The following is a 20,415-nucleotide window of genomic DNA, read 5'->3' as shown; positions in this document are numbered from 1 at the left end:
CCCTACTGGACCCTGAAACTGTCGACGATCAGGTACTCGCCCGTCTTCATGACGCCCTTGAGGGTATGCACGCCAGGGGCCAGCCCGGTCTTGGTGAAGACGGTCTTCTGGTGCACCCGGGTGTCGTTGTGGTTGTCGATCGTGCCCACGGACCGACCGTCGATGAACAGCTCGACCTCGCCCTCGTCGGAGTTGACCTGGGTGATGAGATCGATCGCGGTCCCGTTGAAGGCGAACTCGAAGGAGTCCCCCACGGCCTGGGTGGCGTGCACGTCGTCGGCCCAGCCACCCGCGCCGCCCCGGAACCTGTTCTTCCAGTCCCAGCCGGTGCCGGTGTAGACGACACCGGATGTGTTGTTGATCTGCTCGCCGCCGGCCGGCCTGCGCAGGGTCACCTCGACGGGCGCCTGATTGCGCCAGACCTTCAGCGGGACATCGGCGCCGGGAGCTACCCGGTTGTACACGAGCCAGAAGCTGTCGCGGTCGGTGACCGGCCGGCCGTCGATCTCCCGGATGACGTCATTGGCTCGCAGTCCCTGCCGGTACGCCTCCGAGGTGTTCGGCACGGAAGCCAGGTGCAGGCCGTCGGTGTCGGTCAGCCCGGTGGCCGACTTGATCGCGTCGGAGTAGATCCGTGTCACCGGCACGCCCAGCAGGGGTTCCGGAAGGGCGTCCAGGGTGTCGGTGTCAGGGACCTCCGTGGGCCAGGTGAGCGGCGGCGGGGTGGGCGAGCCCGCCTTCCCGAACCCGTCCATCGCGATGTTGCGGAAGCCGAGCGCCAGGGCGGGCGAGTCGGGCTGGACGGTGTAGTCGAGCTTCGCCGGGTCGGTGAAGGGGGACGCGCCGGTGAACTCCGGGTCGGCGATCACCGAGCGGGTGTCCAGCCCGTTCGCCCGCCAGGCAGCGTCGATGCCCTTCACCGCACCGCCGTTGTTCCAGAACAGGTTGTCATTGATGACGGGCCTGCTCCTGGCCATGTCGACCTGGATCAGGCTGTAGGGGGTATCGGTGACGAAGACGTTCTTCTCGACGACGTCACCGCTGTCCGCGAACCAGACATGGAAGTGCGCGCCGCCGTTGACGAAGACGTTGTTGCGTACGGTCCGGTGGAAGCCCTCGCGCAGCTTGACTCCGCCGTTGAGCAGCAGATTGTCCTCGATGAGGTAGTTCGAGCTGCCGTCGTCGAGATCGATGTCCCAGTGCGAGGAGTGCCGAAACCGGTTGTGGCGGATGACGGTGGTCTCCATCGCGTCCAGCTTCGCGTACGACTTCTTCGTAGCGTCGTCGGCGTTCAGCGGCCAGAAGCGGTCCCGGCCCCAGGAGTTGAAGGGCCCGTGGTCGGAGGTCTCCTTCACGCAGTTGAAGATGTCGTTGTTCTCGATGAGGTGGCCGCCCCAGGTGCCGTCGTTGATGTCGACACAGGCGCGGGGACCGTCATGCAGGGTGTTGCCGTCGACCGTGACACGGCGGCTCATCGATATCTGCACACCGGAGGACTGCTTCTCGAACTGTCCGTTGTCGTGCATGTGGTTGTCGCGGATGCTGATGTCGCGCGGGTAGTTCTCGGTCTTCGGTCCGGGCCGGGTGTCGCTGATGGTCCTGCGCATGTTGTCCCAGGTGGACGGCTCACGGACCGCGTCCGGACTACCGATGACCGCGACGTCGGACGCCCCCGAGTGGCTGAACTCGTTGCCCGAGACGATGTCCTGGCTGTTGTACCCGTCGATCAGGAGCGCGTTGCCGCCGAGCTGGTCGAAGCGCGAGGCGCGTACGGAGACGTTCTCGGTGTTCTTCAGATGGACGGCCGCCGCTCGCGCCAGAGCCCAGTCGCCGAGCTGGAGCTTCTCGTAGGGCGTGTCGAAGAGCGTGCGGTGGGTCCCGGTGAAGGTGAAGCCGGCGAAGGTCAGATGGCGCACGGCGTCGCGCGGCCCGCTGCCCTCCACCCTGATCAGCTCGTTCCGCTCGGCCGTCTCGATGCGGGCCCGGCCGGGATCGACTCCGGCGGGGGGATAGAAGTAAAGCTTTCCGGCGGGCTTGTCGTAGAACCACTCGCCGGGGGCGTCGAGTTCCTCGAAGACGTTCTCGACCATGCGGTACGTGTCGTGCAGGCCGCTGCCCCGGTTGTTGTCGCCGGCCCAGGCCAGCTCGGGTGTGCCGTCCGCCTTCACGCCGGTGACCTCGAAGGAGTTGCCGCCCCACATGCCGTCGTGCAGACCGCGTACCAGTGCCGTCGTCGGATTCTTCCAACGGGCCACGCGCTCGGGGGAGATGGCGTCGGCCGCGTACCCGCCGAGGATCGCCGTGCCCGGATCGTAGTCGGGGTAGCGGGCGAGCGTCTGCCGCCTCCCGTCGAGGAAGAGCCCGTCGAAGTCGAGGCCGGCTCCGATGTCGGCGACCTCGATCTTGCCGGAGTAGGACCGCCAGCGAGGTGCGATCCCCCGACCGCCACTGATGACGACACGCTCACCGGGCGCCGCGAGGTACCGGACGGGGGCCATGGCCGTACCGGAGTCGGCGGTGGTGAAGTTCAGCGTGGACCGCAGCCGGTACGTACCACCGTGCACCACGACATCGACCGGCCGCCTCTCCCGCGCGCCCCTGCCCAGCGACGCGCGGACGGCCTTCTGCGCCCGTTCCAGCGTCCGAAACGGCCTGGTCGCCGAGCCCTTGGCCTTGTCACTGCCGTCGGGCCCGACATGGAAGGTGATGGCCCCGTCGGCCCCGGCGCTCGCGGCGGCCGGCACGGCGGGCACCACCGCCATCCCGATGCCCAGCGCGGCTGTGGCCAGGACCGCGGTCAGCGCTGGGACCGGGGCGTGTGGGCGGGGACTCGAATCCGGGACGGTGCGCACGGGCACTCCTCATCGACAGTCGCGTCGGGTTGGCTCACATCAAAGCCAGGCATCCAATGTCTGCGCCCAACTTCTTCGAGTTTTATGGCGGTTGTCGCGCCGAAAGCTATAAATACATCGGATGACCGTCAAGAGGTTGAACGAAAAAGAGCCCCCGCCCGTCCCGATGTCGGGACGAGCGGGGGCTCACCAGGCCTCAGGCCTCAGGCCTCGTCATGGATCAACGCCGCAGCCGCTGCGCGACCTCCGTCGCCCAGTACGTCAGGATCATCTGCGCACCCGCGCGCCGGATCCCGGTCAGGCTCTCCAGAATGGCCGCGTCCCGGTCGATCCAGCCACGCTCCGCAGCCGCCTCGATCATCGCGTACTCACCGCTGATCTGGTACGCGGCGACCGGCACGTCCACCGAGTCGGCGACCTTCGCGAGGATGTCGAGGTACGGCCCGGCCGGCTTGACCATGACCATGTCGGCGCCCTCCGCCAGGTCGAGCGCCAGCTCGCGCAGCGACTCACGAGCGTTCGCCGGGTCCTGCTGGTACGTCTTGCGGTCGCCCTTGAGCGAGGAACCCACGGCCTCACGGAACGGCCCGTAGAACGCCGAGGAGTACTTCGCGGTGTACGCGAGGATCGAGACGTCCTCGTGCCCGGTCTGGTCCAGCGCGTCCCGGACGACACCGACCTGGCCGTCCATCATGCCGCTCGGGCCCACCACATGGGCGCCCGCGTCGGCCTGGACCTGGGCCATCTCGGCGTACCGCTCCAGCGTCGCGTCGTTGTCGACCCGGCCGTCCTCCGTCAGCACACCGCAGTGGCCGTGGTCGGTGTACTCGTCCAGGCACAGGTCCGACATGACGACGAGATCGTCACCGACCTCCGCGCGCACCGCCCGCAGCGCGACCTGGAGGATGCCGTCCGGGTCGGTGCCCGCCGTGCCCCGGGCGTCCTTCTTCTCGCCCGCCGGCACGCCGTAGAGCATGATCCCGGAGACCCCGGCCGACACCGCGTCGACGGCGGCCTTCCGCAGGGTGTCCAGGGTGTGCTGCTGCACGCCGGGCATGGCCGAGATGGCGACCGGGGCGTCGATGCCCTCGCGCACGAACGCGGGCAGGATCAGATCCGCCGGGTCGAGCCGTGTCTCGGCGACCATCCGCCGCATCGTCGGGGTCGTCCGCAGCCGCCGGGGGCGGGAGCCGGGGAAGTTTCCGTACACAGTCATCCTTCGAGATTAGACCCGCACACATCACCGTCTTACCGACACCTGTGCCGGAAAAAGACCGCGAAACGGGCAGGGGCCCGGCTGCCGAAGCAACCGGGCCCCTCACACTCTTCGACCTCTTCTTCGACCGAGCAGGTCAGGTCGTCGTACGACGCCGCCGCGCACCGGGACGGCGCTCGCTCGGCCGCGTCACCGGATCGCCGGCCTCCTTCGCCGCCTCCCGGCGCCGGGCGCCGAACTCGGCGAGCGCCTGGGCCAGCTTGTGCACCGACGGCTCCGGGGAGAGGACGTCGACGCGCAGTCCGTGCTCCTCGGCGGTCTTCGCCGTCGCCGGGCCGATACACGCGATGACGGTCACGTTGTGCGGCTTGCCCGCGATGCCGACCAGGTTCCGCACGGTCGACGACGAGGTGAAGAGCACCGCGTCGAAGCCGCCGCCCTTGATCGCCTCACGCGTGTCGGCGGGCGGCGGAGAGGCGCGGACCGTGCGGTACGCGGTGACGTCGTCGACCTCCCAGCCCAGCTCGATGAGCCCGGCCACCAGCGTCTCGGTGGCGATGTCGGCACGCGGCAGGAAGACCCGGTCGATCGGGTCGAAGACCGGGTCGTACGGCGGCCAGTCCTCCAGCAGACCGGCGGCGGACTGCTCGCCGGAAGGCACCAGGTCCGGCTTCACACCGAAGTCGACCAGCGCGGCGGCGGTCTGCTCGCCGACGGCCGCGACCTTGATCCCTGCGAAGGCACGGGCGTCGAGCCCGTACTCCTCGAACTTCTCCCGGACGGCCTTCACGGCATTGACGCTGGTGAAGGCGATCCACTCGTAGCGGCCCGTGACCAGGCCCTTGACCGCGCGCTCCATCTGCTGGGGCGTACGGGGCGGCTCGACGGCGATCGTCGGGACCTCGTGCGGCACGGCGCCGTAGGAACGAAGCTGGTCGGAGAGCGACGCGGACTGCTCCTTCGTACGCGGCACGAGAACCTTCCAGCCGAACAGCGGCTTGGACTCGAACCACGCGAGCTGGTCGCGCTGGGCGGCGGAGCTGCGCTCACCGACCACGGCTATGACGGGCCGGTGCCCCTCCGGCGACGGCAGGACCTTCGCCTGCTTCAGGACCTGGGCGATCGTCCCGAGGGTCGCCGTCCAGGTGCGCTGGCGGGTCGTCGTACCGGCGACCGTCACGGTCAGCGGGGTGTCGGGCTTGCGGCCCGCCGAGACCAGCTCACCGGCGGCCGCGGCCACCGAGTCGAGCGTCGTCGAGATGACGGCCGTGGCATCGCTCGCGCCGACCTCGGTCCAGCAACGGTCGGAGGCGGTACGGGCGTCGACGAACCTGACGTCCGCGCCCTGCGCGTCACGCAGCGGCACACCGGCGTACGCGGGCACGCCCACGACATTGGCGACACCCGGCACGACCTCGAAGGGAATGCCGGCGGCGGCGCAGGCGAGCATCTCGGCACCGGCGTTCCCGTCCAGTCCCGGGTCGCCGGAGACGGCACGCACGACCCGCCTGCCGCCCCTCACCGCCTCCATGACAAGATTGGCCGCGTCCCTGAGAACGGGAACACCGGCGGCTGCTGACTGCGCGTCAACAACCGCCAGCTCAGGCGTGCTTACGCTTGCCCGCGCATGGCAGCGAACGACGCCGAGGACGTCCGGCTCGGCGACAAGGACGTCCGCGCTCGCGAGCGCCTCGACAGCGCGCAGAGTCAGCAGTCCCGGGTCGCCGGGACCGGCGCCGAGGAAGGTGACGTGCCCTTGTGCGGACAGGGCCGGAAAGTCGGTTGCGGCGTGGCCGGTGGGGCTCAAAGTGCTCGCTCCCCCATAAGACCGGCCGCACCCTTGGCAAGCATCTCGGCCGCGAGCTCGCGACCGAGAGCCGCCGCGTCGTCCTGCGACGTGGGGACGGGACCGGTGGTGGACAGCTGCACCAGCGAGGAACCGTCGGTGGAACCGACGACACCGCGCAGGCGCAGTTCGTTGACAGCCTGTCCGTCGACCAGGAGGTCGGCCAACGCACCCACAGGTGCGGAGCAACCGGCCTCCAGGGCGGCGAGCAGGGCACGCTCGGCGGTCACGGCGGCCCGGGTGTACGGGTCGTCGAGCTCGGCGAGCGCGGCGGCGAGGTCGGCGCTGCTCGCAGCGCACTCGATCGCCAGTGCTCCCTGGCCGGGAGCGGGCAGGACGGTGTCGACCGACAGGAAGTCGGTCACCTCACCGGTCCGGCCGAGGCGGCTGAGCCCGGCCGCGGCGAGTACCACCGCGTCCAGCTCACCGCTCCGGACAAATCCGATACGCGTATCGACGTTCCCGCGGATCGCCACGGTCTCGATGTCGAGACCGTGGTTACGGGCGTACGCGTTGAGCTGCGCCATGCGGCGCGGCGAGCCGGTACCGATGCGGGCGCCGGACGGCAGCTGCTCGAAGGTCAGCCCGTCCCGCGCCACCAGTACGTCGCGCGGGTCCTCGCGCACCGGCACCGCGGCCAGCACGAGGCCCTCGGGCTGGGCGGTCGGCAGGTCCTTGAGCGAGTGGACGGCGAAGTCCACCTCGCCGCGCAGCAGCGCGTCGCGCAGCGCCGCGACGAACACACCGGTGCCGCCGATCTGCGCGAGGTGCTCCCGCGAGGTGTCGCCGTACGTGGTGATCTCGACGAGCTCGACGGCGCGCCCGGTCACCTCGCTGACCGCGTCGGCGACGAGGCCTGACTGCGCCATGGCGAGCTTGCTGCGCCGGGTGCCCAGCCTCAGCGGCTTGTCGGCCCCCGCGCCCAGGGGTGAGTTGTCGGTCATGACCGCCCTCGATTCGGGTCGTTCAGGTCTGCCCGGGAGACGGCGGCGACCGTCTGCGGGTCGAGGTCGAAGAGTTCCCGCAGCGCATCGGCGTACCCGGCGCCGCCGGGCTCGCTGGCGAGCTGCTTGACCCGCACGGTGGGCGCGTGCAGGAGCTTGTCGACGACGCGGCGCACGGTCTGCGAGATCTCGGCGCGCTGCTTCTCGTCCAGGTCGGGGAGGCGTCCGTCGAGCCGCGCGATCTCGCCCGCGACCACTCCGGCGGCCATCGTGCGCAGGGCGACGACGGTCGGGGTGATGTGGGCGGCGCGCTGGGCGGCGCCGAAGGCGGCGACCTCGTCGGAGACGATGGTGCGCACCTGGTCCACATCGGCGGCCATCGGGGCGTCCGCAGACGCCTCCGCGAGCGACTCGATGTCGACGAGGCGCACACCGTCGAGCCGGGCCGCCCCGCCGTCGATGTCGCGCGGCATGGCGAGGTCGAGCAGGGCCAGGCGCACGGGGCCGGTGCCCTGCGCGGGCACGGTGGCCCGGCGGACGGCCTGGCGCACCGCACCGGCGCTGCCGTTCTCCACCCAGGCGGCGTGCCGGTCGACATCGGTGGGGGCGGGCACCGCGGGCGCGGCGGCGGGCGTCTCGACGGCGTCGGCGACGTCCAGGCCGAGCGCCTCGGCGACGGCCTCGGCGGTCAGCACGAGACCGGTCGCGCCGGTGCACGAGACGACGACGTCGGCACGTGTCAGTTCGTCGCAGACCGCGGCCATCTCCACGGCGCGGGCGGCCACGCCCGTACCCCCGGGTTGGGCCAGGATCTCGACGAGCCGGTCGGCACGGGCCCGGGTCCGGTTGGCGACGACGATCTCGGCGACACCGGTGCGGGCCAAGGTGGCGGCGGCGAGCGAGGACATCGAGCCCGCGCCGATCACCAGGGCGCGCTTGCCCCGGGCCCAGTCGGCGACGTCCGCGCCGGCCGCGAGCTGTTCCAGACCGAAGGTGACGAGCGACTGCCCGGCCCGGTCGATCCCGGTCTCGCTGTGGGCCCGCTTGCCGACCCGCAGGGCCTGCTGGAACAGGTCGTTCAGCAGCCGGCCCGCGGTATGGAGCTCCTGCCCCAGCGCCAGCGCGTCCTTGATCTGGCCGAGGATCTGGCCCTCGCCGACGACCATCGAGTCCAGCCCGCACGCCACCGAGAAGAGGTGGTGGACGGCCCGGTCCTCATAGTGCACATAGAGATACGGAGTGAGCTCGTCCAGACCGACGCCGCTGTGCTGGGCGAGGAGCGTGGACAGCTCGGCGACGCCCGCGTGGAACTTGTCCACGTCGGCGTACAGCTCGATGCGGTTGCAGGTGGCCAGCACGGCGGCCTCGACCGCGGGCTCCGCGGCAAGGGTGTCCTGGAGCAGCTTGGCCTGCGTCTCAGCAGCCAGCGAGGCCCGCTCCAGTACGGAGACGGGGGCGCTGCGGTGGCTCAGCCCTACGACAAGAAGACTCATGCCGGCATCACGGCGGGCATGTCCCCGTCGGGTCCCTTCCGGCTGCCGGAGGCCGAGCGCACCGGGGGTGCGGCCGGGTCCGAGCTGCTCTCGGCGGTGTCCTCGCCGGCCTTGCGCTGCTCGTGGAAGGCGAGGATCTGGAGTTCGATGGAGAGGTCGACCTTGCGCACGTCCACTCCGTCGGGCACGGACAGCACGGTCGGCGCGAAGTTCAGGATGGAGGTGACGCCCGCGGCGACGAGGCGGTCGCAGACCTGCTGAGCGGCACCGGCCGGGGTCGAGATGACACCGATCGACACGCCGTTGTCGCCGACGATCTTCTCCAGTTCGTCGGCGTGCTGGACGGGAATCCCGGCGACCGGTGTTCCGGCCATCGCGGGGTCGGCGTCGATCAGCGCGGCGACCCGGAAACCACGGGAGGCGAAACCGCCGTAGTTGGCGAGCGCGGCGCCGAGGTTACCGATACCGACGATCACGACCGGCCAGTCCTGGGTGAGCCCGAGTTCGCGGGAGATCTGGTAGACGAGATACTCGACGTCGTACCCGACACCGCGCGTCCCGTACGAGCCGAGGTAGCTGAAGTCCTTGCGCAGCTTGGCGGAATTGACCCCCGCCGCCGCGGCGAGCTCCTCGGACGAGACCGTGGGTACCGAGCGCTCGGAGAGCGCGGTCAGTGCGCGCAGATACAGCGGAAGTCGGGCGACGGTGGCCTCGGGAATTCCTCGGCTACGGGTCGCCGGTCGGTGAGTTCGGCCAGTTGCCACGGTGCTCCTGCGGGATGAGCGGGGCTGCAGGCGGCCGTATTTCCCAAGACCGCCCCGTCGAATGCAGGCTATGTCTTTGTGAACGCGTGCACAAAGATAGTGTCCGTTTTGTCCGGTCAAAGTGACCGGGGTCACGCACATTCGTCGTGCGATCCCGGAACCAAGGATCGCATCAGCCCGTTGCAGGCCCGAAGGGGGCAAAGCGGCACACACTCCTCACAGCCACTCCCCCGAGAGCACTCAAAACGCCCACGATGGTAACCGGCTTTCGCTCACGAACGCAGTGCCCGGCGCAGCCTCACCGGGTCCACCCGCCAGAACGTGTGCTGTTCGTCATCGATCAGCACCACCGGAATCTGCTCCCAGTACTCCCGGTACAGCTCCTCGTCCCGGGAGATGTCCTTCTCCTCCCAGGATGCGCCGGTCTCCTCGCACACCTCCCGCACCACCTGCCTCGCGTCGTCACAGAGATGACATCCGGGCTTCCCGACCAGGGTCACCACGCGTTCCGTGGGCTTCTTCTTCGTACGTCGCAACAAGGCGCTCATGCCTTCATTCTGCGCCGGGAGAGGAACTGCTCCCTCCTTGATCCGGTACGCCCGGAATCACCCGTTCAACAGATCGGCGGTCAAGAGTTCACGCCGCGGCATCCCGGCAGGTCGGGAAGGGCCGAACCGACTGGCTATGCTCACGACATGGCCGCTCTTGGATGGCTCACACCACGTAGGCGCCCCGCGACAGCACGGAGTGTGCTGGCCGGCGAGGCAGCAGCTGAGGCAGCGCGGAAATCCACCTTCCCCGACGATCGGCCCTCCGGCGCCGAACAGGGCGCCTCCGCGAAGGCGGAGGCCGAGGAAGCGCCCTTCCCCGTCGTCGGCGACGAGCGGGCCGCCGCCTTCTTCGACCTGGACAACACCGTCATGCAGGGCGCGGCGATCTTCCACTTCGGCCGCGGCCTGTACAAGCGGAAGTTCTTCCAGCGCCGCGAGCTGACCCGGTTCGCCTGGCAGCAGGCCTGGTTCAGACTGGCGGGCGTCGAGGACCCGGAGCACATGCAGGACGCCCGCGACAGTGCCCTGTCCATCGTCAAGGGCCACCGCGTCTCGGAGCTGATGTCCATCGGCGAGGAGATCTACGACGAGTACATGGCCGACCGCATCTGGCCCGGCACCCGTGCCCTCGCCCAAGCCCACCTCGACGCCGGACAGCGCGTCTGGCTGGTCACCGCCGCCCCGGTGGAGACCGCCACGATCATCGCCCGCCGGCTCGGCCTGACCGGCGCGCTCGGCACGGTCGCCGAATCCGTCGGCGGCGTCTACACCGGCCGCCTGGTCGGCGAGCCGCTGCACGGCCCCGCGAAGGCCGAGGCGGTCCGCGCCCTGGCCGCCGCCGAGGGCCTGGACCTCGACCGCTGCGCGGCGTACAGCGATTCGCACAACGACATCCCGATGCTGTCCCTGGTCGGACACCCGTACGCGATCAATCCGGACGCCAAGCTCCGCAAGCACGCCCGCGCGCTCGACTGGCGGCTGCGGGACTACCGGACGGGCCGCAAGGCGGCCAAGGTCGGCATCCCGGCCGCGGCCGGCGTGGGCGCCATCGCGGGCGGCACCGCCGCCGCCGTCGCCCTGCACCGCCGCCGCCGCTGACGCGCCCCCGTCCCGCCCGGCCCCGCCGCGGGCCGGGCGAAGGGCTGTCCCGTAGCCACGCCCGGACCCCCGCGGCCGATCGTTACCCCTTACCCACCGACCGCTCCGGCCAGTCGTCCTGCTCTCGCACGACCACAACCCGTCGCGCCGATAGACAGATCACGAAGTAACTCGATCAACAAACGGTCACGATGTGCTACTTGATGCGTCGTTTAGTCGCTACAGAAACGACGTAATCGGTGATTTGAGCAACTGGGTGTAGCACTGCCTGTACGAAGCGTTATTCTCCTCAGACGCATTCCGGAACCCACCACTCGCTACGACGAGTGACGGTTTCGCACTGAACGTGATGGAAGCTCTGCCTCTGGGAGTCCCGTGTACCCACACGTCGGGGTTGACACCTCGGGCCTGGCTACGCTGCGCGCAACGGTCGCCGACCGCTTGCGCGGCTTCGTCCCCACCGCGTACGCCGTACCCGCATTTGCCACCCCTGCACCTGTCGGCCCTTGCTATGCCATGGCCGAACGCGGTGCGGCGGTCGGAAGACGCAGCAACCGCGGCGCAACGACCACGTCCACCGTTCGTCGGCCGACCGCCGACAGTGACAGCGCGCGCATGATGGATCTCGTCGAGCGCGCACAGGCCGGCGAGGCCGACGCCTTCGGCCGCCTCTACGACCAGTACAGCGACACCGTCTACCGCTACATCTACTACCGCGTGGGCGGCAAGGCGACGGCGGAGGATCTCACGAGCGAGACCTTCCTGCGCGCCCTGCGCCGCATCTCCACCTTCACCTGGCAGGGTCGCGACTTCGGCGCCTGGCTGGTCACCATCGCCCGCAACCTGGTCGCCGACCACTTCAAGTCCAGCCGCTTCCGGCTGGAAGTGACCACCGGCGAAATGCTCGACGCCAACGAGGTCGAACGCAGTCCCGAGGACTCCGTCCTGGAGTCCCTCTCCAACGCCGCGCTCCTGCAGGCCGTGCGCCGGCTCAACCCCCAGCAGCAGGAGTGCGTGACCCTGCGCTTCCTCCAGGGCCTCTCGGTCGCCGAGACCGCCCGGGTCATGGGCAAGAACGAGGGCGCGATCAAGACCCTGCAGTACCGCGCCGTCCGCACGCTGGCCCGGCTCCTCCCGGACGATGCCCGCTGACCCCACCCCCGGCCGAATCACGCTCGGCAACACGTTCGTCACACACTGGTCCGATCATCCTTAGTGCGTAACCCAAGTGCCGCGCTCCTCGTTGTGCCGGTTGCAGGCCCCCTGTCGTCACCCCGTGTCCGCCGACACTCACTCATTCGTGTGGAAGCGCTCAAGGTGTGCAACCTTCCGGACCCCCAGGGGAGTCGACCGTCATGACGAGAGGAGGTGCCGCCAGTGATCGCAAACGTTTCGGCACACCGGCGGGCGAACGCCTTCGCCCAGGCCCTGGAGGAGCAGTCGCTCCGCGGTGCGGCGGCCGCACAGCCCGAGGAATCGGCCGAACCGGCCGACCACGGACCGCTGCTGGCCCTGGCGAACGGCCTCGGCGAGGTACCGCGGCCGGAGTTGGACCCCGAGGTCAAAGTGGTGCAGCGAGCCCAGCTCGTCGCCGCCATGGAGGCCATGCTCACCGAGGGCGGTGCGTCCGCGGGCCCTACGGTGCCCGAACAGCGCGCCAAGGGAGCCCACCGGGCCTCACCGCTCCGGAAACTGCGACCGCGTTCACGCTGGACGAAGGGCCTCGCGGCCGGCGGACTCACCGTCGGTGTGGCAGCGGGAGCCTTCGGCGGAGTGGCCGCTGCCAGTTCCGACGCCCTGCCGGGTGATTCGCTGTACGGGCTCAAGCGCGGCATGGAGGACATCCACCTCGGCATGGCCAGCGGCGACGCCGACCGCGGCGAGGTCTACCTCGACCAGGCGTCGACCAGGCTCAACGAGGCCCGCCGGCTGATGGAGCGCGCCCGCTCCGGCGCCCTGGACCACGAACAGCTCGGCGAGGTCAGGCGCACGCTCAACGGCATGACGCACGACGCCAGCGAGGGCCACCGCCTGCTCCACTCCGCCTACCAGCAGAACGGCGCCATCGGCCCCATCCAGACCCTGGACTCCTTCTCCCGCTCGCACCGCGAGAGCTGGAGCAGCCTCCGCGACCGGCTGCCCGTACAGCTGACGGACGTCGGCGACCAGGTCAGCTCGGTCTTCGACGCCATAGACGAAGAGGTCCAGCCGCTGCAGTCGCTGCTCCCCCGCACCCCGGACAGCAGCGGCGGCGCCCAGCAGTCGTACACGGGGGAACAGGGCACGCACCCCTCGCGCACGGCCCCCTCGGCGCCCACGTCACCGGAGGCCTCACACGGCCGTCCGGGCAACAACACCTCGCCCCACCCGTCGGGATCGGGCAGCGCCCCGGCCGAGGGCCTGATCGCCGGCGGCACGGACGGCCTCCTCGGCACCCCGCCCCCGGGCACGATCCCGTCCACCGACGGCCGGGTCAGCGCCCCGCCCACCCCGGACGTCACCCTCCCGCCGCTCCTCCCCGGCCTGCTCCCGGGCCTGGGGATCAACGGCGAGGACCTGAACGACTAGCGCCACCTCGAACGGATGGGGGCGGGCTCACCGAGCCCGCCCCCATCCGCGTATCGGCGCACCCCTCAGAAGAACACCGACCTCCGCTGCACCAGCAGCTTGTACAGCGTGTGCTGGATCTGCTCCCGCACCTGATCCGTCAGATTGAACATCAGCATCGGATCCTCCGCCGCCTCCATCGGATACCCGCTCGTGGAGATCGGCTCCCCGAACTGGATCGTCCACTTCGTCGGCAGCGGCACCGCCCCGAGCGGCCCGAGCCAGGGAAACGTCGGCGTGATCGGGAAGTACGGAAACCCCAGCAACCGCGCCAGCGTCTTCGAGTTGCCGATCATCGGGTAGATCTCCTCCGCCCCCACGATCGAGCACGGAATGATCGGCACCCCGGCCCGCAGCGCCGTGGACACGAACCCGCCCCGCCCGAAGCGCTGCAGCTTGTACCGCTCCCCGAACGGCTTCCCGATGCCCTTGAACCCCTCCGGCATCACCCCGACGACCTCGCCCCGCCGCAGCAGCCGCTCGGCGTCCTCCGCACAGGCCAGCGTGTGCCCGGCCTTGCGGGCCAGCTCGTTCACCACCGGCAGCATGAAGACGAGATCGGCGGCCAGTAGCCGCAGATGACGGCCCGCCGGATGGTTGTCGTGCACGGCGACCTGGAGCATCAGCCCATCGAGCGGCAGTGTCCCCGAGTGGTTGGACACGATCAGCGCCCCGCCCTCGGAGGGGATGTTCTCGATGCCCTTCACCTCGACCCGGAAGTACTTCTCGTACACCGGCCGGAGCATCGACATCAGGACCTGATCGGTCAGCTCCTCGTCGTACCCGAACTCGTCGACGTCGTAGTCGCCCGTGACCCGCCGCCGCAGGAACGCGAGCCCGCCGGCGATCCGCCGGTCCCAGCCGCCGCGCTCGTCCCGTCCCAGGGGCTGCCCGGCCCTCTCCGGCTCCTCCTGCGGCTTCGAGGCATCCTGCTGCCCCGGAAGGGCGCTCACGGCCGCGGTCCCCAGCACAGAGGCCGCCGCGGGCCCCTGGCCCCGGCCGCCGCCCCCTGCGGACCGGCGCCGTGCGGGCCGCCCTGAACCGCCCGTCCGCGAACGGTCGTCGTCGAACGGAATGACCTTGGCATCCGCCATCGTCGATGCGCTCCTCTACCTGGCGCTGTGGGTCGGCTCGGTGTCGCCGGCCCCGGTGGTCCCCGGATCGCCGCCCGCCCCGGCGAACGGCACGGCGGCCAGTCTGTCGACCGCCCTGCCCACCGCCTCGGGCGGTAGCAGTCCGGGCCCCTGACTGCGCGCGAACTCCGCGAACGTCTCCGCGGTACTGAACCGGGGGTGGAAGCCGAGGGTCTCGCGCATCTGGACCGTGGAGACCACCCGGCCATGGGTGAGCAGCCGGATCTGCTCCGGCGAGAAGTCCGTCATGCCGACCGTACGCAACGCCTGGCCGACCCAGGTGACCGCGGGCAGCAGCAACGGCACCGTCGGCCGCCCCAACCGCCGCGAGCACTGCGAGAGCAGCAGCACCCCCTCCCCGGCGATATTGAACGTGCCGCTGTTCAGCGTCCCGCGCCGCGGCTCGCCCGACGCGACGCCCAGTACGTCGACGACATCGTCCTCGTGCACGAACTGAAGCCTCGGGTCGTATCCGAACACCGTCGGCAGAACCGACAGCGACAGATAGTCGGCGAGCGGCGAATCGGCCCGGGGGCCCAGGATGTTCGCGAACCTGAGCACGCACACGGCCACATCCGGCCGACGGCGCGCGAAGCCCCGCACGTACCCCTCGACCTCCACCACGTCCTTGGCGAAGCCCCCGCTGGGCAGGGACTTGGGCGGGGTGGTCTCGGTGAAGACCGCCGGATCGCGCGGCGCCGAGCCGTACACATTCGTACTGGACTTGACCACCAGCCGCCGCACGCTCGGCGCCTTCTGGCAGGCGCCGAGCAGCTGCATGGTGCCGATGACGTTGGTCTCCTTGACCGTCGTCCGGCCACCCGTGCCGACCGCCTTGGCCGAGACGTCCAGATGCACCACCGTGTCGACGGAGTGCTCGGCGAGGACTCGGGCGATCGCGGGCTGGCGGATGTCCGCCGTCACGAAATCGGCGTCGCCCAACTCGTGTGCGGGCGTGACCGCGTCGACGGCGATCACCCGGTCCACGCCCGGATCACGCTGGATGCGCCGCACGAAGCGGCCTCCCAGCTGCCGGGCCGCTCCCGTGACCAGCACGACCTTCCCCAAGATCAGCGCCTTCCGTCGAAAGGTTTCCCCTGGCCGTCACCGTAGCGGGTGGATGTTGCCCTGTGATGACCGCGCGGCGGCCTTCCCCGAAGTCTTTGGCCCGAATGCCCTTCGGCCCGAATGCGGGTCGCTGCCCCCACAACGCGCCGCAGCCCTCCCGCCGGATCGGCGGGAGGGCTGCGGATTCACGAACTGCGTTCGCCTACTTCTTGTTGCGACGCTGAACGCGCGTGCGCTTGAGCAGCTTGCGGTGCTTCTTCTTGGCCATCCGCTTGCGCCGCTTCTTGATAACAGAGCCCACGACTACCCTCGCTCACTTCTTCTTCACTGGTGCGGGGCGTCTGGGCCCACACGACCTACGTCGGCCTAGCCTACCCGCCAGCGCGTGAGGGGCGTAATCCGAGGTGAACCTCAGGCGGACTCCACCCCCACAAAGGACTCGCGGAGATACTCGTGAACCGCTTGCTCCGGAACCCGGAAGGACCTGCCCACCCGGATCGCCGGCAGATGACCGCTGTGCACCAAGCGGTACACGGTCATCTTCGACACTCTCATGACCGAGGCGACTTCCGCCACGGTCAGAAACTTGACCTCGTTGAGAGGCCTCTCGCTGCCAGCAGCCATGACCCACCTGTACCTTCCGCACGAGACGCGCACCGGCTTCCCCTCCGGTGACTCTTCGTCGTTGTGCGCTCACTCCCCAGGTTAGGGGCGGGTGATGCGAGTGGGGAAGAGGGGAGGCGATCGGCCGCCTACCGTGACAGAAACGCCCGATTGAGTACATAGCGCGTGAGCGGCCGGTAGTACGCGGACGGCACGGCGTCATCGAGCGGAACGGCCACCGCCACCCGCCCCTCGGCCTCCCCGACGAACAGCGCGGGATCGTCCGTATCGGCCAGGCCGATCGCCTCAATGCCCAGCTGACCTGCCCCGCAGACCCACCCGTGGTCCCCGACGACCAGTTCCGGCAGCCGCCCGCGACCCTCTGCGGCCGCCTCCAGAACGACCCTGACCGGCAGCGGGGAATGGGTATGTGCGCCGGTGTCACCACCGGCGGACCGCACGCCGGGTTCGCGCACCATCGCGACTCCTCGTACGTAATCGAGGCTGCACGTGCGTACGCCGAACCGGGTCGTTATGTCGATACATCGCCCCTGCGCGGGAGTGAGTACGCGGCACCCGGCCGCCGACATGGCGTCTGCCAGCGCTGCGTAGAAACCGAGCAGCCGGTGCGGATGACCGGTCCCGAACAGCACCGGCGCCCGCCGGACCGCGGCATGCGACAACCGCTCGGCGAATGCGTCCAGACCTGCCAGGGTCCGCTCCGGATCGATCACATCAGGCCCCGAGACATGAGCGGGATCGTCCGAAACCCCGCACCTGTCGGCCATCAGACGAAGCAGATCGAGCTCCTTCCAGCCCCGCCCGGGGACGAGGCCGAGCGTCACCCGCGGGTCCCTGGCCGCGAAGAGCCGATAGCTCCGCAGACTCGCTTCCCGCGAGGTGGCCACGGGCCCGGCCAGCCGGGCCGCAAGCAGATGCGCACGCAGCGCTCCGGTGCTCAACACCCCACCGATGCTCCCCCAATCACCCGGACGGAGGGCCGGAAGCCGGGTTACGCCCCACAGTTGGCGTAACCATTACGCGCCACCGCACGGAAACGTCCGCGCCACGACCACCCCCGCCCGGATCAGGCCAGCAGACCCCGCAACGGAAACGCCGCCCGCCGCGTCGCCAGCACCGCCTGGTCCAGCCGGTCGGCGGGGTCGTACCCCTCCTCCCACGACTTCCAGGAAGGAGTACGCCCGTCCGTCATCCGGGCCGGCCCCAACTGCCGGGTCCGGGCATAGACCTCGTCCCGCCACGACGACGGAATCACCGACTCCGGGTCCACCGGAGCATGCGCGGCGATCCCCACCAGATGCGTCCAGGACCGCGGCACCACATCGACCACCGCGTAACCGCCCCCGCCGAGGGCCACCCAGCGCCCGCCCTCCACGTACTCATGGGCGAGATCGTGACAGGCCGACATCACCGCGCGCTGCGCGTCCAGCGACACCGCGAAATGGGCGAGCGGATCCTCGAAATGCGTATCGGCCCCGTGCTGGCTCACCAGCACCTGCGGCCGGAAGTCCGCCAGCAGCTCCGGCACCACCGCGTGGAACGCCCGCAGCCACCCCGCGTCCCCCGTACCGGCCGGCAGCGCCACATTCACCGCACTGCCCTCACCCGCCCCGGAGCCGGTCTCCTCCGGCCAACCGGTCTGCGGGAAGAGCGTCCGCGGGTGCTCGTGCAGCGAGACGGTCAGGACCCGCGGGTCCTCCCAGAACGCCGCCTGCACCCCGTCACCGTGGTGCACGTCCACATCGATGTACGCGACCCGCTCGGCACCCAGCTCCAGCATCCGCGCGATCGCGAGCGCCGGGTCGTTGTAGATGCAGAACCCCGCCGCACCGCCCGGCATGGCATGGTGCAGCCCGCCCGTGAAGTTCACGGCATGCGAGGTGTCCCCGCGCCACACCGCCTCGGCCGCCGCCACCGACTGCCCGGCGATCAGCGCCGACACCTCGTGCATCCCCGAGAACGCCGGATCGTCCACCGTCCCGAGCCCGTAGCGCTGATCGGCCCGCTTCGGATCCGCCGACGCGGCACGCACCGCGGCCACGTAGTCCTCGCGGTGCACCAGCCGCAGCGTGGACTCCCCGGCGGGCTTGGCGGCCACCACATCCACCGCGCCGTCGAGCCCGAACGCCCGGACCAGCCCCATCGTCAGGGCGAGTCTGACGGGGTCCATCGGATGACTTTCCCCGAAGTCGTATCCCGTTACTGCGTCATCCCACATCAACTGTGCGCGGCCGCTCATGCCCGCCACCGTATCGGGCGGACTCCGCGCCGAACGACTTGGCGTACACCAGCGTCGCGAGCACCAGCACCATCGGTACGAGCATCGCCCCCCGATAGCTCCAGGCGTCCCCGAGCGCCCCCACCAGCGGTGATCCCACCAGGAATCCCACGTAGTTGAAGACATTCAGCCGCGCGACGGCCGTATCGCTCGCCCCGGGGAACATCCGCCCGGCAGCGGCGAACGTCTGCGGCACGATCACGCAGAGCCCGAGCCCGAGCATGGTGAACCCGAGCATCCCGGTCCACGCCCCACCGGCCAGCGCCACCACCCCGAACCCGGCAGCGGCCAGCACGCTCCCGGACCGCACCACGGCCACCGCCCCGAACCGCCGCACCCCGAAGTCCCCGACGGCCCGCCCCAGCAGCGTCGTCACCATGTAGACGTTGTACGGAACGGTCGACAGCTGCTCCGAGCTCCCCAGCACGTCCTGCAGATACTTGGCGCTCCAGTTGGAGACCGTCGAGTCCCCGATGTACGCGAAGCTCATCACCAGACAGAGCGGCATCAGCAGCTTGAAGGAGACCGAGGCCGCCGCCCCCTTGCCCTGCGACTCCCCCGGGTCCGCCTCCGCCGACGCGCCCTCGGCATACCACCGGCTCCCGATGAACGCGACGGGCAGCAGCACGACGACCGCCGGCAGGTAGGAGACCAGCAGCGAAAGGTCCCAGTGCGCCCCGGCCCACGCCATGGACGCCCCGGCGATCCCGCCCAGGCTGTACGCGGCGTGGAACCCGAGCATGATGGAACGCCCGTACGCCCGCTGGAGGCTGACCCCCATCATGTTCATGGAGGCGTCGAGCGCCCCGACGGACAGCCCGAACACGCCCAGCGCCAGGGCCGCCTCCCACAGCGCGTTCCCGGCCCCGGCACCGAGCAGCGCGAGCATCACGACGGGCTGGGCCCATCGCAGCACGACCCTGGGCCGCACCCGCGCGACCACCTTCTCGGTGACCACGCTGCCCGCTCCGGCCAGGATGGGCACCGCGGCCAGGAAGACGGGCAACAGCCCGTCGGATATCCCGTACCGGTCCTGAATGGCGGGAATCCGCGTCACCAGCAGCGCGAAGGTGACTCCCTGCACGAAGAAACTCAGCGCGAGGGAGGCCCTGCCGTGCCGCAAACGAGCATCTGTCATGGCCGCGAGCGTAAGGCCAGTCTCTACCCGTGGGTAGATGGATCAGGCGAGCAATTCCCGGAGTTGGCCCATGTCGGAGAAGTGCCCGTTCACCCCGGGGAGCCGGTCCGCCGGCATCATCGACGTAAACCCGTACACATCCATCCCCGCGGCCCTGGCCGCCTCCACTCCGAGCGGGCTGTCCTCGATGACGACGCACCGCTCGGGAGGGACCCCCATCCGCTCGGCGGCGAGCAGGAACAGATCCGGCGCCGGCTTTCCCTGCCCCACGTCCTCCGCGCTGAAGATCCACTCCTCCTCGAACCACTGGTCGAGCCCGGTCTTGCGATGCCCGACCCGGATCCGCTCATGGCTGCCGGAGGACGCGACACAGTACGGAACCCCGTCGGCGACAAGCTTCCCCAGCACGTCCTCGACCCCCGCCACCGGTTCCAGCTCCTGCTCGAACGCGGCGAAGATCCGCGAGTGCAGCGTCGCGTCGAAGTCCGAGGGCAGCTTCTCCCCGGTCCTTTCCTCGACGAGATCGTGCACCCGGTGCACGGCGGCCCCCATGTAGTCCCGAAGACTCTCCTGGTACGAGGTGGGGTGACCGAGCTCCGTGAGGTACTCGGCCAGGATGGTGTTGGAGATCGGCTCGCTGTCCACGAGCACACCGTCGTTGTCGAAGATGACCAGTTCGTAGCGCATGGTTCGAGCCTAGACGCTCGGAACGCAGAAAAGCCCCGTGCCACAAGGGCACGGGGCTTTCCCGTAAAAGGAGTTCGGCGGCGTCCTACTCTCCCACAGGGTCCCCCCTGCAGTAC

General features: G+C 70.0%; 18 protein-coding genes. 3 read left to right on the top strand and 15 right to left on the bottom strand.

Features of this window, described 5'->3' with window-relative positions:
* Positions 1–2: 2 nt before the first annotated feature.
* The 7 genes from ACFVX4_RS12030 to ACFVX4_RS12000 all read right to left on the bottom strand — a co-directional run bounded on the left by ACFVX4_RS12030 (position 3) and on the right by ACFVX4_RS12000 (position 9,663).
* On the bottom strand, positions 3–2,852 hold the full coding sequence (locus ACFVX4_RS12030) for a right-handed parallel beta-helix repeat-containing protein (protein WP_389974912.1): 2,850 nt from the start codon (positions 2,850–2,852) through the stop codon (positions 3–5).
* 220 nt (positions 2,853–3,072) lie between these two features.
* Complete coding sequence (gene hemB, locus ACFVX4_RS12025) at positions 3,073–4,068, bottom strand: porphobilinogen synthase (protein WP_389974909.1); 996 nt, start codon at positions 4,066–4,068, stop codon at positions 3,073–3,075.
* Positions 4,069–4,204: 136 nt separating this feature from the next.
* Positions 4,205–5,875, bottom strand: a complete 1,671-nt coding sequence (locus tag ACFVX4_RS12020) for a uroporphyrinogen-III synthase (protein ID WP_389974906.1) — start codon at positions 5,873–5,875, stop codon at positions 4,205–4,207.
* Entirely contained in the window at positions 5,872–6,858 is a 987-nt protein-coding gene (gene hemC / locus ACFVX4_RS12015) for a hydroxymethylbilane synthase (protein WP_266417849.1), read from the bottom strand. Before hemC ends, ACFVX4_RS12020 begins: the two co-directional genes overlap by 4 nt.
* Positions 6,855–8,351, bottom strand: coding sequence for a glutamyl-tRNA reductase (locus tag ACFVX4_RS12010; protein ID WP_389974903.1), 1,497 nt, complete (start codon positions 8,349–8,351; stop codon positions 6,855–6,857). Before ACFVX4_RS12010 ends, hemC begins: the two co-directional genes overlap by 4 nt.
* Positions 8,348–9,115, bottom strand: a complete 768-nt coding sequence (locus ACFVX4_RS12005) for a redox-sensing transcriptional repressor Rex (RefSeq protein WP_266417845.1) — start codon at positions 9,113–9,115, stop codon at positions 8,348–8,350. The genes ACFVX4_RS12010 and ACFVX4_RS12005 overlap by 4 nt, the downstream gene beginning before the upstream one ends.
* Positions 9,116–9,387: 272 nt before the next feature.
* Entirely contained in the window at positions 9,388–9,663 is a 276-nt protein-coding gene (locus ACFVX4_RS12000; protein WP_389974900.1) for a glutaredoxin family protein, read from the bottom strand.
* Positions 9,664–9,810: 147 nt separating this feature from the next.
* Between ACFVX4_RS12000 and ACFVX4_RS11995 the strand changes: the two genes are divergently transcribed.
* The 3 genes from ACFVX4_RS11995 to ACFVX4_RS11985 all read left to right on the top strand — a co-directional run bounded on the left by ACFVX4_RS11995 (position 9,811) and on the right by ACFVX4_RS11985 (position 13,332).
* Positions 9,811–10,764, top strand: a complete 954-nt coding sequence (locus ACFVX4_RS11995) for an HAD family hydrolase (protein WP_389974897.1) — start codon at positions 9,811–9,813, stop codon at positions 10,762–10,764.
* A 375-nt stretch (positions 10,765–11,139) separates the two neighbouring features.
* Positions 11,140–11,916, top strand: a complete 777-nt coding sequence (locus ACFVX4_RS11990) for an ECF subfamily RNA polymerase sigma factor, BldN family (protein WP_389974894.1) — start codon at positions 11,140–11,142, stop codon at positions 11,914–11,916.
* Between the two features lie 225 nt (positions 11,917–12,141).
* Complete coding sequence (locus ACFVX4_RS11985) at positions 12,142–13,332, top strand: DUF5667 domain-containing protein (protein WP_389974891.1); 1,191 nt, start codon at positions 12,142–12,144, stop codon at positions 13,330–13,332.
* Between the two features lie 65 nt (positions 13,333–13,397).
* Here ACFVX4_RS11985 and ACFVX4_RS11980 read toward each other — a convergent pair whose 3' ends face one another.
* The 8 genes from ACFVX4_RS11980 to ACFVX4_RS11945 form a co-directional block, all read right to left on the bottom strand.
* Positions 13,398–14,465 carry a lysophospholipid acyltransferase family protein gene (locus ACFVX4_RS11980; RefSeq protein WP_389974888.1) on the bottom strand — a complete coding sequence of 356 codons (1,068 nt, stop codon included), beginning with the start codon at positions 14,463–14,465 and terminating at the stop codon, positions 13,398–13,400.
* 15 nt (positions 14,466–14,480) lie between these two features.
* Positions 14,481–15,572, bottom strand: coding sequence for an NAD-dependent epimerase/dehydratase family protein (locus ACFVX4_RS11975; protein ID WP_389974885.1), 1,092 nt, complete (start codon positions 15,570–15,572; stop codon positions 14,481–14,483).
* 202 nt (positions 15,573–15,774) lie between these two features.
* Positions 15,775–15,873: a 30S ribosomal protein bS22 gene (locus ACFVX4_RS11970; protein WP_003948845.1), complete on the bottom strand. Its 99-nt coding sequence runs from the start codon at positions 15,871–15,873 to the stop codon at positions 15,775–15,777.
* A gap of 110 nt (positions 15,874–15,983) precedes the next feature.
* A complete protein-coding gene (locus tag ACFVX4_RS11965) occupies positions 15,984–16,196 on the bottom strand; it encodes a helix-turn-helix domain-containing protein (protein ID WP_014046653.1) in 213 nt (70 codons plus the stop codon).
* Positions 16,197–16,324: 128 nt separating this feature from the next.
* The gene (locus ACFVX4_RS11960; protein ID WP_389974882.1) at positions 16,325–17,140 is read right to left on the bottom strand and encodes a phosphatase; all 816 of its coding nucleotides are present in this window, start codon (positions 17,138–17,140) and stop codon (positions 16,325–16,327) included.
* Between the two features lie 122 nt (positions 17,141–17,262).
* The gene (locus ACFVX4_RS11955; protein WP_389974879.1) at positions 17,263–18,435 is read right to left on the bottom strand and encodes an acetoin utilization protein AcuC; all 1,173 of its coding nucleotides are present in this window, start codon (positions 18,433–18,435) and stop codon (positions 17,263–17,265) included.
* The gene (locus tag ACFVX4_RS11950; protein ID WP_389974876.1) at positions 18,404–19,612 is read right to left on the bottom strand and encodes an MFS transporter; all 1,209 of its coding nucleotides are present in this window, start codon (positions 19,610–19,612) and stop codon (positions 18,404–18,406) included. Before ACFVX4_RS11950 ends, ACFVX4_RS11955 begins: the two co-directional genes overlap by 32 nt.
* A 42-nt stretch (positions 19,613–19,654) precedes the next feature.
* Positions 19,655–20,299 carry an HAD family hydrolase gene (locus ACFVX4_RS11945; protein WP_385338271.1) on the bottom strand — a complete coding sequence of 215 codons (645 nt, stop codon included), beginning with the start codon at positions 20,297–20,299 and terminating at the stop codon, positions 19,655–19,657.
* Positions 20,300–20,415: the final 116 nt, after the last annotated feature.

This window comes from Streptomyces sp. NPDC058240 (assembly GCF_042882135.1).
Lineage (GTDB): Bacteria > Actinomycetota > Actinomycetes > Streptomycetales > Streptomycetaceae > Streptomyces.
Note: the sequence above shows the minus strand (reverse complement) of the source record. Positions and strands in the feature narration are given on the sequence as shown.